This window comes from Pseudomonas sp. JV414 (assembly GCF_032424305.1).
Lineage (GTDB): Bacteria > Pseudomonadota > Gammaproteobacteria > Pseudomonadales > Pseudomonadaceae > Aquipseudomonas > Aquipseudomonas lini.
On sequence record NZ_VYKC01000022.1, the window covers coordinates 810,328 to 825,288 of the forward strand.

13 protein-coding genes are annotated in these 14,961 nt (G+C 59.6%); 11 read left to right on the forward strand and 2 right to left on the reverse strand.

Annotation, left to right across the window (positions count from 1 at the left end; genetic code table 11):
- Nucleotides 1–227: 227 nt before the first annotated feature.
- The 9 genes from F6R97_RS27645 to F6R97_RS27685 all read left to right on the forward strand — a co-directional run bounded on the left by F6R97_RS27645 (nucleotide 228) and on the right by F6R97_RS27685 (nucleotide 12,441).
- Nucleotides 228–1,448, forward strand: coding sequence for a helix-turn-helix domain-containing protein (locus tag F6R97_RS27645; protein WP_315867427.1), 1,221 nt, complete (start codon nucleotides 228–230; stop codon nucleotides 1,446–1,448).
- 37 nt (nucleotides 1,449–1,485) lie between these two features.
- Nucleotides 1,486–2,115, forward strand: a complete 630-nt coding sequence (locus tag F6R97_RS27650; RefSeq protein ID WP_038983865.1) for a PQQ-binding-like beta-propeller repeat protein — start codon at nucleotides 1,486–1,488, stop codon at nucleotides 2,113–2,115.
- 103 nt (nucleotides 2,116–2,218) lie between these two features.
- Complete coding sequence (locus F6R97_RS27655) at nucleotides 2,219–2,941, forward strand: DUF2238 domain-containing protein (RefSeq protein WP_315867428.1); 723 nt, start codon at nucleotides 2,219–2,221, stop codon at nucleotides 2,939–2,941.
- Nucleotides 2,942–3,693: 752 nt separating this feature from the next.
- The gene (locus F6R97_RS27660; RefSeq protein WP_315867429.1) at nucleotides 3,694–4,800 is read left to right on the forward strand and encodes a diguanylate cyclase domain-containing protein; all 1,107 of its coding nucleotides are present in this window, start codon (nucleotides 3,694–3,696) and stop codon (nucleotides 4,798–4,800) included.
- Between the two features lie 15 nt (nucleotides 4,801–4,815).
- Nucleotides 4,816–6,132: a glycosyltransferase family 2 protein gene (locus tag F6R97_RS27665; protein WP_231669755.1), complete on the forward strand. Its 1,317-nt coding sequence runs from the start codon at nucleotides 4,816–4,818 to the stop codon at nucleotides 6,130–6,132.
- A gap of 1 nt (nucleotide 6,133) precedes the next feature.
- Nucleotides 6,134–7,024, forward strand: a complete 891-nt coding sequence (locus tag F6R97_RS27670) for a hypothetical protein (RefSeq protein WP_038983859.1) — start codon at nucleotides 6,134–6,136, stop codon at nucleotides 7,022–7,024.
- Nucleotides 7,025–7,030: 6 nt separating this feature from the next.
- Nucleotides 7,031–8,146 (forward strand): HlyD family secretion protein, encoded by a 1,116-nt coding sequence (locus tag F6R97_RS27675; protein ID WP_038983857.1) that lies wholly within the window; start codon nucleotides 7,031–7,033, stop codon nucleotides 8,144–8,146.
- 7 nt (nucleotides 8,147–8,153) lie between these two features.
- Nucleotides 8,154–9,101, forward strand: a complete 948-nt coding sequence (locus F6R97_RS27680) for an NAD-dependent epimerase/dehydratase family protein (RefSeq protein ID WP_048394831.1) — start codon at nucleotides 8,154–8,156, stop codon at nucleotides 9,099–9,101.
- 139 nt (nucleotides 9,102–9,240) lie between these two features.
- On the forward strand, nucleotides 9,241–12,441 hold the full coding sequence (locus F6R97_RS27685; protein ID WP_315867430.1) for a glycogen debranching N-terminal domain-containing protein: 3,201 nt from the start codon (nucleotides 9,241–9,243) through the stop codon (nucleotides 12,439–12,441).
- Between the two features lie 19 nt (nucleotides 12,442–12,460).
- On the opposite strand, the gene F6R97_RS27690 is transcribed toward F6R97_RS27685, so the two are convergent.
- Complete coding sequence (locus F6R97_RS27690) at nucleotides 12,461–12,724, reverse strand: hypothetical protein (protein WP_315867431.1); 264 nt, start codon at nucleotides 12,722–12,724, stop codon at nucleotides 12,461–12,463.
- A 457-nt stretch (nucleotides 12,725–13,181) separates the two neighbouring features.
- Here F6R97_RS27690 and F6R97_RS27695 point away from each other — a divergent pair, with 457 nt between their 5' ends.
- Nucleotides 13,182–14,279 carry a hypothetical protein gene (locus F6R97_RS27695; RefSeq protein ID WP_315867432.1) on the forward strand — a complete coding sequence of 366 codons (1,098 nt, stop codon included), beginning with the start codon at nucleotides 13,182–13,184 and terminating at the stop codon, nucleotides 14,277–14,279.
- 16 nt (nucleotides 14,280–14,295) lie between these two features.
- Entirely contained in the window at nucleotides 14,296–14,649 is a 354-nt protein-coding gene (locus F6R97_RS27700) for a DUF1428 domain-containing protein (protein ID WP_038983851.1), read from the forward strand.
- Nucleotides 14,650–14,663: 14 nt separating this feature from the next.
- On the opposite strand, the gene F6R97_RS27705 is transcribed toward F6R97_RS27700, so the two are convergent.
- Nucleotides 14,664–14,858 (reverse strand): hypothetical protein, encoded by a 195-nt coding sequence (locus tag F6R97_RS27705; protein WP_315867433.1) that lies wholly within the window; start codon nucleotides 14,856–14,858, stop codon nucleotides 14,664–14,666.
- Nucleotides 14,859–14,961 lie beyond the last annotated feature (103 nt).

Genomic DNA, 14,961 nt, shown 5'->3' on the forward strand with positions numbered 1-14,961 from the left:
GATCGGCTGCGAAGCAGTCGTGAATCCGGCTGACGCGGTATGTCTGACTCACCGCGAGTTCTGGTTTTACGACTGCTGCGCAGCCGATCGCAGCCTCGCAGGCTCGACAGCTCCTACAGGCCGAACACAAGCTCCTCCCCCTAGCGGATCGGCGTGCGGCCGGGCGGTCGTGAGATAGACTGATCAGCGGGCATCGGACGGTGGGGGTGACAGGTGGCGCGCTTCAGATGGATTCGCTGATCACGGCGGCGGCCCGTGCGCTCGCGGCGGGTGATCCCCTTGGTGCGCTGAACCGCATCGCCTTGCGCGACGATGCACCTGCGCTCGCGCTTCGCGGCATCGCGATGGCGCAGTTGGGCGATCTTGTGCGCGCGAAGGCGCTGGTGCGCAGCGCCACACGAGCTTTTGGGCCGAAAGAGGCGTTGGCCCGGGCGCGGTGTGTTGTCGCCGAGGCCGAGATCGCGCTCGCCTCGCGGGACCTGAACTGGCCAACCAAGGCACTCGACGCCGCGCGGACAACGCTTCAGGCGCACGGCGATTGGGTCAACGCCGCCCATGCGCGGTACCTCGAAATCCGCCGCTTACTGTTGATCGGGCACCTCGACGAGGCCGAACACCGTCTCGCCGAACTCGATCCAACGCCGTTACCACCCGCATCGAGGGCGGCCTACGAGCTGGTCGTGGCGGGCATCGCGATGCGCCGCCTGCAAACAAAAGCGGCGCGCGCCGCACTCGAACGGGCCGAGCGTGCCGCACAACACGCCGCTATCCCCGCGTTGACGGCAGAGGTCGAAAGCGCCGCCTGCATCCTCGACACGCCGGCGGCGCGACTGATTGTCGGTGGCCAGGAACGGCCGCTGCTGCTCGATGAAATTGAAGCGTTATTGGTATCCCCCACGCTCGTCGTCGACGCGTGCCGGTATGTCGTGCGCGATTCAGGCTCGTCGGTTTCACTCGCCCGGCGGCCGGTGCTGTTCGCGCTCGCCCGGGCGCTGGGCGAAGCGTGGCCCGCCGACGTGCCGAGGGAAACACTGATTGCGCGAGCCTTTCGCATGAAAGTCGCGGATGACTCCCATCGCGCGCGGTTGCGCGTCGAACTCGGGCGGCTGCGCGCGGCGCTGCACCTGATCGCCGATGTCGTCGCGACCCCGCGAGGGTTTGCGCTGGTGCCGCACGATGCGCGTGACGTCGTGGTGCTGGCGCGGCCTGTCGAAGAGCAGCATGCGACACTGCTCGCCTTCCTCGCTGACGGCGAATCGTGGTCGAGTTCGGCCCTGTCGCTGGCGCTTGGCGCCAGTCAGCGCACCGTGCAACGAGCCCTCGACACGCTGGCGGCTGCCGGCAAAGTGCAGTCATTCGGTCACGGCCGCGCCCGTCGCTGGATGACCCCGCAGGTTCCGGGATTCGCGACGGTATTGTTACTCACAGGGTTGCTGCCCAATGACTAGCATCCACTTCACCCACCCAGTGAAAGAGGAGCAAGACATGAAACATTCAACAGCCGAAATCATCCGCGAATATGGGCCTTTTCCAGGCGTCGACAGCGTGCACGGCGTCACCCATGACGGCCAGCAGGTCTGGTTTGCCTCCGGCGACAAACTCAACGCCCTCGACCCTGCAAGCGGCAAGACGCTGCGCTCGATCGATGTCGCCGCCCATGCCGGTACAGCCTTCGATGGCCAGCACCTGTTTCAGATCGCAGAGGATCGCATCCAGAAAATCGACCCGCAGACCGGCCGCGTGCTCTCCACCATCCCCGCGCCCGGCGGCGGTGGCGACTCGGGGCTTGCGTGGGCCGAAGGGACGCTCTGGGTCGGTGAATATCGCGAGCGCAAGATTCATCAGGTCGATCCCCAGACCGGGGCAGTGCTGCGCACCCTCGAATCCAACCGCTTCGTCACCGGGGTGACCTGGGTCGAGGGCGATCTGTGGCACGGCACCTGGGAAGGGGAAGAGAGCGAGTTGCGGCGAGTCGATCCGGCAACGGGCGAGGTGTTGGAAAGCGTCCAGATGCCGGCTGGCGTCGGGGTCTCGGGACTTGAGTTCGATGGCCACGACCGGTTTTTCTGTGGCGGCGGCAACAGCGGGAAGGTGAGGGCGGTGCGTCGGCCTTAATAAGCGTTGGGGGCGGGTATCTGGCCGCAATACCCGCCCAGAAAAAACGAACTTGCGAAACGGCCGCGTCTCGAATTTAAAAGACTTGAGAAGAAGGCGCCCAATGAGCAAGTCGATAGGCGCAAAAGACCTGAGTACTCACAGCAGACCGCTGCCGGTCCTGACGCCCAAGAAACATCCGCGATACGACCTGGCGCTGTTGATTGCATTTCTTCTTATCGTCGCAGCGCTGGGAATTTCCCCCCATAGCCGAGTGGATTGGGTCCTGGAAAATCTGCTGGCCCTGCTGCTGGTGATGGTCTTGGTGGGCGTCTCCCGACGGTACCGTCTGTCTGCCGTTTCCATCAGTCTGGTATTCGTTTTTCTGTGTATCCATGAACTGGGTTCGCACTACACCTACGCGCTGGTGCCCTACGACCGCTGGTGCTCAGCCTTGACCGGGGTCAGCCTCAACAAAACCTTTGGGTTTGAACGCAATCATTACGATCGTCTGGTCCATCTGACGTATGGACTCTTGATGGTGTATCCGATTCGGGAAGTGCTGGTGCGAATCATGCCGTTACGGGGTTTCTGGGTCGGGTTTGTCGCGCTGAATATCGTGCTGTCGACCTCGGCTGTCTATGAAATCGTGGAATGGATAGGTGGGCAGTTCCTGGGGAAAGACACGGCGAAGGCTTTTGTCGCTGCACAAAATGACCCATGGGACTCTCAGGCCGATATGGCGCTGGCAGTGGCCGGTGCGTTCTTCACGTTATGGGTTGTCTGGTGCCGACGCTGGTTGTTTCATCGAAACGCTCAATTAAATGCCCTCGAAAAGAATTCATAAAATTTATAGAGTGTTTTAATTGAATGATGTCGATAAGCCGCTAATGTAAAGTTGATGTAACACTTGGAGTAGGCTCGAAGTAGTTGTTTTGCCGACGAATAGCATTGAACTTATTTGATCCTGGATAGTATCACTGTCATTGCAGGGTGCCTGCAAATTGGCAGGTGTTTTTATCTGGAAACATGACGCATTAAGGCAAGATTGAATGGTGCTGTATATTCATACAAATCACCTTGTTGTTTAGCTTGCTACAATAATAATGTATTGAATTGCAAGGGTTTTATTTTGGTTGTTGGCTTAATATTTAATGTTATTAATAATAGCGGGCTCATGATGTTTGGTGGCGATATTTTGGCGATGGTAGTGTCAAAAAATAACTCTGCAATTAGTCGGGCATTTTTCTGACGGAGTGCTAGTGTTGGTAGTCTTGTGTTGGATCACACTTGGTTGCTTCTCAGGGGGAGTGCATCATGTCGACTCCAAATCCTCGTATTGCAGTTTTCGGTCATAAGGTTTCCAGTTCTAATATTCCAGAGATTGAACACTTTTCGGATCTAAGCAGTTTGTTGGCTGCACCCATATTCGATGTTCTATTGCTTGATATGCCAGCGGCTTATGCCGGGCGAGTGCTGCGCAAATTGCGCTCGACTCCGGCGTATCGCTACCAGCTCGTCTATTGCTGTCGAGACCAGGACAGCTGGTGTGAAGCGTTGGGCGATGGCGCATGCCCCGCCGAAACAAGCGAAATTAAAATGCTCTGGGAGATCTGGCGAGAACGCTTCAACCTGTTCCGGCAGGGTTCTGCGCCCGAGCGGTTTGAAAGTCGGGTGCTGTCGTGGCTGTGGTTGCGTGCCGACGCCCATGTCTATGCCCTGCGCGACCCCGAAGTCCCCCAGCATTATCGCTATCCGCTGCTCGAAGCACTGGCGGATGCCGAGCAGGTCAACCCGTTTGTCTGGCTCAGTTTGATGGTGCAGCACGACTGGCTGGAAGAGGGCGTGCTGGTCGATCGGGTACGTCTGTGTTCGGACTGTGGCTCGGGGCGCCTCAATTACATTGATGTGTGCGCCGAATGCCAGGCGATGGACATTTCACGGCAACCTTCATTGCACTGTTTCACCTGTGGTCACGTGGGTCATCAGGAGTCGTTTCTCAAGGATGGTGTGTTGCTCTGCCCCAACTGTCTGAACCGTTTGCGGCACATCGGCAGTGACTATGATCGCCCTTTGGAAAACTACCGCTGCCGCTCATGCCAGGCGTTTTTTGTCGACGCCGATGTGCAGGCGCGCTGCCTGGATTGCGGCTTGTCACACGCGCCCGACAAGTTGCGGATACGCGAAGTTCGAGACTTTCATCTGACGGAAGCGGGGCGGTTTCGTTGTCGTCAGGATTTCAACGATCGATCGATCGACCATTTCGGTCGCCTCAATTTGTTGGGCGGCAAGGATTTCTTCGAGCTTTTGACCTGGCAGCTTCAGGTGGTGCGTCGTTACAAGCAGCCGGCGTTCTCATTGATCGGCCTGCGCTTCGTCAATCTGACCGGTACGCTGGCGCGTCTTGGCGAGCACCGCGGGCATGCCTTCATCGATAGCCTGACGGATCGGCTGAAGGAATCCGTCAGGGAAACCGATCGCTGCTCGCGAAGCACCGAAGAGTTCTTCTGGATCATGCTGCCGCACACGGATGGCAAAGGGCTGGAGTTCGTCGCCCAGCGCTTGAGCCGGGTCGCCGAATTGTTTTCCGCGCCGGAGGTCAGTGACATTTCCCTGCGCGTCGTCAGTTTCACGGCCCCCGGGGATTTGCTCGAGAAAGAAGACGGTGAGCTGCTGCTGGCCCGTCTTGCCAGTGAGTTGATCTGAGCCATGAGCCCGCTGATGGAGCAACTCTATAGCATGCTCAGTGCGATCATGGGGACGGACGGTTTGAGCCGATTGTTCTACATGCTCTTTCCGTTGTTTCTGGTGTTTGAGCTGCCGCTGACGATCATGGTGCTACTCGGCGTATTGCGCTGGTTTGCCCGCCGGCGCAGCAGCGTGCCCAAGACCAGTCTCTATCGGCCCAAGGTCTCTTGCATCATCACCTGCTACAGCGAAGGGATGGATGTCCAGGCCACGCTGTTGAGCCTGTGCGAGCAGACGTACCCCGGCCATATCGAGATGATTCCGGTGGTGGACGGCGCCACGATCAATCAACCGACGCTCAGCGCCGTTCGCAGCTTTTACGTGGACCCGCTGTTGTATCCCCGGCGCCATTTGCGCCCGATCGCCAAATGGCAGAGGGGCGGACGGGTGTCGTCATTGAACGCCGGTTTGTCCCATGCCAGCGGCGACATCGTCATGGCGCTCGATGGTGATACGTCCTTCGACAACAACATGGTCAGCGCCATCGTGCGCAATTTCGAAGACCCCTCGGTGCCTGCGGTCGCTGGCAGCCTGCGGGTGCGCAATGTCTGGGGCTCCTGGGTCACAGCGATGCAGGCGCTGGAATACGTGTTGTCGATTCACATGTCGAAAATCGGCCTGGCCGAATGGAACCTGGTGAATAACGTTTCGGGTGCCTTCGGCGCTTTCCGCCGCAGTTTCCTGGTGAAAATCGGGGGCTGGAACACCCATACCGCGGAGGACCTGGACCTGACGCTGCGGATCAAAAGTTACTTCAAACGGCATGACTTGAGGATTCCCTTCGAGCCGGAAGCGATCGGGCACACCGATGCACCCGCGACGCTCAGGCAGTTTCTGATGCAGCGTCTGCGCTGGGACGGCGACCTGTTTTTTCTGTATGTCAGAAAGCATAACCACAACATCAACCCGGATTTACTGGGTTGGCCAACCTTCCTGATGATCCTGGTCAGTGGCTTCTTTTTTCAGTTGGTGCTGCCGTTCATCATCTTCATCTACACCTTGCTGGCGCTGTTCATTCTGCCGGGCAAGACGCTGTTGTTTCTGTTTGCGCTGATCTACCTGCTGTACCTGTTGATCACCCTGCTGCTGTTCGGCGCCATGTTGTCGATGGTGTCCGACCGACCTCGACAGGACGTGACCCTGGGTTTGTTGGTGCCTGTCTTCCCTCTGTTCATGCTACTCATTCGGTGCTGGAGCGCAGTGGCCATGCTCAACGAAGTGTTTCGTCGTGGCCATGAAGAAACCTCGATGGCGCCGTGGTGGGTTCTTAAACGAGCCACGAGGTTTTGATATGCGATCGGTACTTTTAGCCTTGACGCTGTCGCTGCCCCTGGCCGCGCCTGCCTTTGCATCAACTGAATTCGTGCAGCCGCGTTTCTTGTTGGCGTCCACGGCGGCGCCGAAGTCGGGGCCGGGGACAGGCGCGGGCCAATGGTCCCAGGCCAGTTATGTCTGGGACAGCGAAGCATTGCTTGATCCTGATCGGCGCGAGGCGGAGCTTCAGGCGTTGCGCAAGGCCGGGATGAACAAGATTTACCTCGGCCTCAAAGGCGCACAGGTCAATGATCTGGCCACCACCCGCCAACGGCTGGAGCAACTGCTTCAGGACGCGGCCCGCGAGGATCTACAAGTGAGTCTGTTGCTCGGCGATTCGAGCTGGATCGAGCCGACGGACCGTCACCAGCTCAGCGATTTATTGAAGAAGTTAAAGGGGCTTGCATTCAGCAGCTTGCATCTGGACCTCGAGGTCGAACAACTGGGCATGCCCGTCCCCGATCAGCGCCTGAAAAACTGGCTCGATACCCTGCGCATGGCGTCAAACGAGAGCCCATGGCCCGTGGAAATATCCAGCCATCATCGCTGGTTCGCTGAACCGAAGCCTGGGCAAACCTGTGTGCCATGTGCGCTTCCCGACGCCGGTGTGCGTCAGGTCAGCCTGATGATTTACACCCGCAACCCGAAAAACAGCGCACGCATGACGGAGCAGATCGCCAAGCGCTGGCCGGCGCTGCAGTTTCGTTTGGCCCAAAGCACAGAACCCGAATTGCCCGCCACGGAAAGTTGGGCTGGCGCATCGACTGAACAGTTGAAACATCAGGCCAGCGCCTGGCGCGAACAATTGCAACCGCGGGGGGTTGCCGGTATCGACTGGCAGGCCTGGCGAGACTTCCCCAAACGGTGAGCCGTCATGAAAATTCGTTTCGATAGTCGCAAAGAATTGAACCCCACCCAGGAACAGGGCTTGAGCGTGCTGTACGCACCGAGCAAGCGCATGGCCTTTCGTGCGCGCTGGTATTTGATTCTGTTGCTGGTCGCCAGCCCCTTGATCTGGCTGGGAGGAAAGCTGGCGTACAGCATGCTGATGATCGACGCACCGGCCCAATTGCGCCTGCCGATTTACGAGGTGCGCGCGCGCGATGCCGGTCGGGTCGATCAGTTGTTTGCAAAGGCCGGTGAGCAAGTCCAGGCCGATCAAATGCTGGTCAGTCTGGACAACCCGGAATGGCGGGCCCGGCTGGCGCAACTGGCTGCCATGCCGACCAAGGCGACGGGCACCGGCAAAGGCACTGCCCAATTGGGCGGCCGCGAGCGTCAGTTGCTCAAGACCCGAATCGGCAGGGCAGAAGAAAAGATCAAAGAATTGGAGTATCTGGCTGACCGCGGCGCGGCCGCTCGCGGCGAAGTGCTGATGGCGCAGTCGGAACTCGACGGGTTTCGGGCGGATCTGTTGGCCTTCGAGCGCCGCGAGCAACTGGCGCGACAACCCCCGCAAGGGCTTGAGCGCGAGATCATTCAGCAGAACGCCGAGCAGCAGTGGTTAAAGACGCGTCTCGCCGCGTTGTCGATCAAGGCGGGACAGAGCGGTCGCATAGCGGAAGTGCTGGTGACTCCGGGCGAAAACGTCGGCGCCGGGACGTTGTTGATGCGCCTGGAACGGTTGGAGGACCCGTTGCTGTGGATTTATCTGGAACCGCTCAATATTAGTTACGCCGCTATCGGTCAGCCGCTGCGCGTACGCATGCCGGACGGCCAATGGCTGGCGGCTCACGTCGTACAGGCGGTGGACAGCGCCGGGCGCACGCCGACGGTGCTGCGCGGGCCGTTTGCCGCCAGTGAAATGGGCTTGCAGGTCGCCGCCCGGTTCGATGACCCTCTGCCGTCGCGCTGGCGAATCGATCAACTGCCGTTGAATGTTCGCTTCCCCACGGACTGGCAAGAGATGTTCAGTGCCGGCCGGGCGCTCATGGAAAGAGTCGAGGAGTTCGTCGCGATGGATCGACCTACAACCACTACTCCAGAGTGAATTTGCCATGTCTGCTGATCGAATTCTTGTGACGGGTGGCGCGGGCTTCATCGGTTCGCACCTGGTCGAAGCCTTGCTTGAAAACGGCTATGGCGTGCGGGTGCTGGATGATCTTTCAACCGGCAAACTGGCGAATCTGCCGGTGGATAGGGCGCATTTGAGCCTGATAGTCGGGGATGTCGCGGACGCGCCGACAGTGGAGCGCGCCCTGAAAGATTGCAGCGCGGTGGTGCATCTGGCCGCGGTCGCCTCGGTTCAGGCGTCGGTCGAAGATCCGGTCGCCACCCATCAAAGCAACTTCATCGGCACGCTGAACATCTGCGAAGCCATGCGCCAGGCCGGCCTGAGACGGGTGGTGTTCGCTTCCAGCGCCGCCATTTATGGCAACAACGGCGAGGGCACGGCCATCACCGAAGACACGCCCAAAGCCCCGTTGACGCCCTATGCCGCAGACAAACTGGCCAGTGAGCATTTCTTCGATTTTTACCGCCGCCAGCATGGTCTGGAGCCAGTGATTCTGCGCTTCTTCAACATTTACGGACCGCGCCAAGACCCATCATCGCCTTACTCCGGGGTCATCAGTATCTTCAGCGAAAGAGCCCAGAAACACCTGCCCGTCACGGTGTACGGGGACGGTGAACAGACCCGGGATTTTGTTTATGTGGAGGATCTTGTAAAGGTCCTGGTACAGGCAGTGAAAGAGTCGGCGCCGAGCGGCGAACCGGTCAACGTCGGTTTCAACCGCTCAACCAGCATCAACGAGCTGGCGGCCACGTTGAGCACTCTGCTGGGCCGGCCTCTGGCGTTGAATTACGCTGCCCCGCGTTCCGGGGATATCCGCCATTCCCGGGCCGATAACCAGCGTTTGCTTGAACGTTTTCGGTGCGCCGAGCCGATCTGTTTCGCCGATGGTTTGGGCCAGTTACTCAGAAGTCTGGAGAGCGGTGACCGGTGAGCTCCGGGGCGTATAACCGGATGGAACTGTTGTCACAGGCGCACCGTCAATCGAGGATAAGACCGCCAGACCTCAGCGAACAGAAACGCCGAGGCGCAGGAGGCCTTTATCCTTCGACCCCATGACGGAGGGCCTCTCCATGAGGATCGCTCAGATCGCGCCGCTTACCGAACGTTGTCCGCCCCGTTTGTACGGTGGCACTGAGCGGATTGTGTCTTACCTGACCGAAGAGCTGGTGCGACAGGGACACGATGTCACGCTCTTCGCCAGCGGTGATTCGCAAACCTCGGCCCGCCTGGAGTCAGGCGCGCACCAGGCTCTGCGGTTCGATCCACGGATCAAGGACGGGGCGCCTCATCACATTTTGATGCTCGATCAAGTCCTGCGGCAGGCGGATCAATTCGACGTGATGCATTTTCATGTCGATATCTTTCATTTTCCGTTGATTCGACATTTGGCCGGGCGCAGCGTGACCACGCTTCACGGGCGTCTGGACATTGCCGACTACCAATCCTTTTACCCTCACTTTCCCGAGGTGCCGCTGGTTTCGGTGTCCAAGGCGCAACGCACCCCGGTGAAGGGCGACGTCAATTGGGTGGGTAATGTCTATCACGGCATTCCGAGCGATCTGCTGACTTTCAACCCGGAACCGAGCGGCGACTATCTGGTGTTTCTGGGGCGCATCTCTCCCGAAAAACGCCCGGACCGCGCCATCGAGATTGCCTCGAAGGCCGGGCTGTCATTGAAGATCGCGGCCAAGGTCGACAAGGCTGATCAGGTGTATTGGGAAGAAGTCATCGCACCGATGATCGCGACCCATCCGAATGTCGAATTTCTCGGCGAGATCGATGAATCGCAAAAGGCAGACTTGCTGGGCAATGCCCGCGCCATGATCTTTCCTATCGACTGGCCCGAGCCGTTCGGCCTGGTCATGATCGAAGCCATGGCCTGCGGCACGCCGGTGATTGCGTTTGGTCAGGGCTCGGTGCCGGAAGTGATCGACGAGGGCGTGTCCGGTTACATCGTCGATGGCGTCGCAGGGGCGGTAGCGGCGGTGCAGCGGTTGGCAGAGCTGGATCGGCGCAGGGTGCGGGCCAGGTTCGACGAACGGTTCACGGTCGAGCGCATGACCAATCACTATCTGGAGTTATATCGCCATCTGACGGCGGGCAACACCTATGGCCATCCCTCCACGCCCTTCGATATTCCAGCCACCGCGTCGCTGCAAGAGCTGCGCTTGCGCAACCTGAAAAACAACGACACCTTCGCGGTGTTCGATCCCAATGGCGACGTGCTGTTTGCGGACGACAGCCCGCAAGGGATTTTCCATACCGACACCCGACACCTTTCCGGGCTCTACCTGACGCTTAACGGCGCGCGGCCGCTGTTGCTCAGTTCGACGCTGCGTGACGATAACGCGATGCTCACGTGCGACCTGACCAACCCGGATCTGTTCGACGCTCATGGTGAAAAAATCCTGCACCACGATTTGATCCATCTGCGCCGCTCACGATTCTTGTGGAATGGCTCCTGTTATGAACGGCTGACCCTGCGCAATTTCGACGATTCGCCCCAGCATCTGCAATTGAGAATTCAGTTCGCGGCCGACTTCAAAGACCTGTTCGAAGTTCGCGGCGCCCGGCGTCCGCAACGCGGCGAAGGGCACCGGGCAGAGATCACCGATGAAGAGGTGGTGCTTTCCTACACCGGTCTGGACCACAAACGGCGCATGACCCGCCTGCGTTTTGCCCCGGTGCCGGCCAGCCTGACCTGCGATTCGGCGTTGTTCGAGGTTCAGCTGGCGCCTGGGGAAAGCCAGTCGTTGTTCATGGACATCAACTGCGGTGTGCAGAACCCACCGTTTACGGTGCGCCACGGGTTCTTCATTTCATTGCGCGATTCCCGACGCGAGTTACGCACGTTCTCTTCGCGGGCGGCCTCTGTGGTGAGCTCCCACGATGTGTTCAACGAGGCGGTCAGCCGCAGCGTTTCCGACCTCTACATGCTCATGACCAAAACCCGCGAGGGGCTATATCCCTACGCTGGCATTCCATGGTTCAGCACCGTTTTCGGACGAGATGCGCTGATCACTGCATGGGAGATGCTGTGGTTCGATCCCGGTATCGCCAAAGGCGTGCTCGGGCATCTGGCCGCCAACCAGGCAACCATCGTTGACGCCCACGCCGATTCCGAGCCCGGTAAAATCCTGCACGAAATAAGACTGGGAGAAATGGCCGAATTGGGCGAGGTGCCGTTCCGACGCTACTACGGCAGTATCGATTCCACACCGTTGTTCGTCATGCTGGCCGCCGCGTACCTGGAACGCACCAATGACTTGGGCACACTGCGGCAGCTCTGGCCCAATATCGAAGCGGCGCTGACCTGGATCGAGGAGTACGGCGACCGCGATGGCGATGGTTTTGTCGAGTATGGCCGGCAGTCCGCCGAGGGGCTGATTAACCAGGGCTGGAAGGACAGCCACGATTCGGTTTTCCATGCCGATGGGCAACTGGCCGTGGGCCCGATTGCGATTGTCGAAGTTCAGGCCTATGTATACGGCGCCTGGACCGGTGCCGCCAAAATTGCCCGTCGGCTGGGTGATCCGGACCGGGCTCAACGCCTTAAATACAAGGCTCAACGCTTGCGTGAAGAATTCGATTCACGCTTCTTCGACGAAGAGCTGGGCACTTATGTATTGGCCTTGGACGGCAACAAGAAACCCTGTCGAATCCGTACCTCCAATGCCGGCCATGCCCTGTTCGCCGGCATCGCTTACCCGGAGCGCGCGGCATCGGTCGTCAGCGCGCTGATGGACCGCTCATCCTTTTCCGGCTGGGGCGTGCGCACCGTGGCGTCTTCCCAGGCTCGCTATAACCCGATGAGCTATCACAACGGCTCCGTCTGGCCCCACGACAATGCGCTGATCGCCGCTGGTTTCGCCCGCTACGGTTACCGTCGGGACGCGGCGCGGATTTTCGAAGGCCTGTTCGCCGCGTCGACCTACATCGATCTGCGGCGCTTGCCCGAACTGTTTTGCGGCTTTGCCCGGCAACGCACCCAAGGGCCGACGTTCTATCCAGTCGCCTGCATGCCCCAGGCCTGGGCCGCCGCTGCGCCGTTGTCGATGATTCAGTCGTGCCTGGGGCTGAGCTTCCGGCCGAGGAAACTCAACATCCTGTTCGACGAACCGGTGCTCCCGGCGTTTCTGGACACCATCGCCTTGCGGCGTTTGGCAGTGGGGGCTGAATGTGTGGATTTGATGCTCCGGCGCTCGGGAGAAAACGTCATGATCGAAGTTATCAATCGCCAAGGCCCGGTGCGGATCCTGAGTACCAGTTAGCAAGAGGGGCGCGAGCGTGTCAGAAGGTGAACGCTTGTGCCGAAGGATGCTGAGTCATTTCGGTCTCCAGCAGATGCTCAACCAGCACGTCATTCAAAAAGCGGAACTGATCGTTGAGCCCGACCACTTCGTTACTGAAGTGGTTGGCCGCTGCCGGCATCAGCAAGGCCTCGAAGTGCTCGTCGAACACCAGGGCGACTGCTTTGCGAGACACGACTTTTTGCGAATAGTAGTTGCTGCCGAACACCGAAAAGCTCACGGCAAGGCTGATGGCATAAATCATGACTTCGGCTCCTCGGTTTGACCGATGTCCAGCACCAAGCGGGAAAACAGGGTCAGGGTGACGGCCGTCAGGGCCAGGCAGGTCAGGAGATGGATCAACATGGTTTGCCCCTCCGGTGCGGGGTTGAAAATGGGGATGAGGTTAATCCTGCACCTGACGGTTTTTTTGCGGAAAGCGTTCGTGGCGATGGTGAATATTGATGTGAATGATGGTAGTGATCTTCGGTGGTCTTGAGGGCCTATTCGCGAGCAAGCCCGCTCCCACATTGGATCTCCTGCGTATGGGAATCTTGTGTCCGGCGGTGATCAAGTGTGGGAGCGGGCTTGCTCGCGAAGGCGTCCTTGAGGGCGCCACCCATTCAACTGACGGACGGAGCCCGCCCCCGACCTATACTCAAATCAGCACGTTCTTTAGCGTCGGACACTCCGTTCGACGAAGTCTGTAGGACACCGCGATCTTGAACCTGCGTTCGCTGATCGTCGCTGTGTTGGTGATCTTGGCGGGATGCGCCACGCCTACGCCTGCCCCGGTAGTCGTGGTGCCGGTGGTGGTGTCCCAGAGCACTTGGCAGCAGGTAGACCGGGAGATTGTCGCCGCTTCGCAACAGGCCACCGAACAGGCCAGGGTCTACGCCCGCGGGTCCATGGAGCACTGGCGCACGCGGGTTTATCAGCAAACCGAAGAAGTCTTCATTCCGTGGTTCAGCAGCTACTGGACCCAGGAATGGCTGTCGATGAAAGTCAGCTGGTACGCCATCAATGCCGGAGACGAGCAGGATGCGACGGCCAAACGTCTGGCGGCCTACCTGCTGGAGCAATATCACCGGCGGGTGCTGGAACCGGTGGCGGTGGAGATCGATCCCGACGCGATCCTCGGCCAGGCGACAGAGTTTTATGTGCAACTGATGGGTCAGCAGCTCGAAGTTATTTCCAAACGTCATGGCGTGCCCATGGCGCAGCTCAACGGTCGCATCCAGAAAATCCCCGCTATTTCCCTGGGCCCGCCGTCCGCCCGTGACGCTTCGCTGTATCAGGTGGTGCATGCCGAACTGAGCAAATTGCCGGCCTACCTGGCGCTGATCGACACGATCCACAAGGCGGGCGGCGAGAAGGGCATTGCTTCGACGGACGCCGGCATGGCGCCGGTGGCCAAGCGTGCCAGCAAGCGAATACAAGCCGAAATGGCCCCCCGAGGGGCGGCCAGTGCGGTGGCGGCCGTGGCGGGGAAGGCGGCCGGGGCGTTGATTTCCGTGGGGGTGGCGGGGGTGCGCGCGATTATTCAGGCCAACGACCGGCCTGATAGCGAGGCACTGATTCGCAGTAGTCTGGGCAATTCGTTCGACAAGGCATGGGTGAAGCTGGTGAATAACCCCGCCACCGGCGTCATGGCCGGAACGCTGTACATGGCGAGGCAGATCGAAGGCAGCCTGGCCGCCACCATCGAGCAGCCAGTCGAGCAGTCAGTTGAACAGCGAGTCGAGCCGTCGGTCGATCAGAGCGCGGGAACTGTCGATTGGAGCCACGCTGATTCGACTACCCAGCGGATCACCCCATAACCCGAGGAGAACGATCATGGCTTATGTCGATGGCTTCGTCGCTGCAGTACCCACCGCCAACCGCGAAAAATTCAAGCAACATGCGCTATCCGCTGCCGAAATCTTCAAGGAAAGCGGGGCACTAAGTCTCGCCGAATGCTGGGGGGACGACGTGCCCGATGGCAAAGTGACCTCGTTTCCCATGGCGGTAAAACTCAAGGAAGACGAAACTGTGGTGTTTTCCTGGATCGTCTGGCCCGACAAGGCCACTCGTGACGCCGGGATGGCGAAACTCATGAGCGATCCGCGGATGCAACCCGACGTCAATCCAATGCCGTTTGACGGTCAACGCATGATTTTTGGCGGTTTCGATATGATTGTGAAAGCCTGACGGGAGCCGCAGGATCACTCCGGCTTCGGGGCGGTCCTGCAACTCTTGCGGTTACGAATCTCGCTATCCGAGGGTCGCTCCTTGATGAACTCGAAGCGCGGCTCGCCTTCGTTGTAGTGAACCAGCCGGCCCCATTCCAGCTCGGACTCATCCTGGCCGGGTTTCGGTGGCACGGCCCACCATGGCTCTTTGCTGATGATCTGACGCATGGCGTCCTCCCGTCGATTCGGTTGCTTCAACTATAACGCGCATGTCGGCAGGTGCCAGAAATGCACTTGCTGGCGTGGTATCCCTTTGTAAAATCAAAGGGTC

What these genes read in the sequence shown, in the direction of transcription:
- F6R97_RS27645 (WP_315867427.1), top strand. Translation starts at nt 228, where the DNA reads ATGGATTCGCTGATCACGGCGGCGGCCCGTGCGCTCGCGGCGGGTGAT.
- F6R97_RS27650 (WP_038983865.1), top strand. Translation starts at nt 1,486, where the DNA reads ATGAAACATTCAACAGCCGAAATCATCCGCGAATATGGGCCTTTTCCA.
- F6R97_RS27655 (WP_315867428.1), top strand. Translation starts at nt 2,219, where the DNA reads ATGAGCAAGTCGATAGGCGCAAAAGACCTGAGTACTCACAGCAGACCG.
- F6R97_RS27660 (WP_315867429.1), top strand. Translation starts at nt 3,694, where the DNA reads ATGCTCTGGGAGATCTGGCGAGAACGCTTCAACCTGTTCCGGCAGGGT.
- F6R97_RS27665 (WP_231669755.1), top strand. Translation starts at nt 4,816, where the DNA reads ATGGAGCAACTCTATAGCATGCTCAGTGCGATCATGGGGACGGACGGT.
- F6R97_RS27670 (WP_038983859.1), top strand. Translation starts at nt 6,134, where the DNA reads ATGCGATCGGTACTTTTAGCCTTGACGCTGTCGCTGCCCCTGGCCGCG.
- F6R97_RS27675 (WP_038983857.1), top strand. Translation starts at nt 7,031, where the DNA reads ATGAAAATTCGTTTCGATAGTCGCAAAGAATTGAACCCCACCCAGGAA.
- F6R97_RS27680 (WP_048394831.1), top strand. Translation starts at nt 8,154, where the DNA reads ATGTCTGCTGATCGAATTCTTGTGACGGGTGGCGCGGGCTTCATCGGT.
- F6R97_RS27685 (WP_315867430.1), top strand. Translation starts at nt 9,241, where the DNA reads ATGAGGATCGCTCAGATCGCGCCGCTTACCGAACGTTGTCCGCCCCGT.
- F6R97_RS27690 (WP_315867431.1), bottom strand. Translation starts at nt 12,724, where the DNA reads ATGATTTATGCCATCAGCCTTGCCGTGAGCTTTTCGGTGTTCGGCAGC.
- F6R97_RS27700 (WP_038983851.1), top strand. Translation starts at nt 14,296, where the DNA reads ATGGCTTATGTCGATGGCTTCGTCGCTGCAGTACCCACCGCCAACCGC.
- F6R97_RS27705 (WP_315867433.1), bottom strand. Translation starts at nt 14,858, where the DNA reads ATGCGTCAGATCATCAGCAAAGAGCCATGGTGGGCCGTGCCACCGAAA.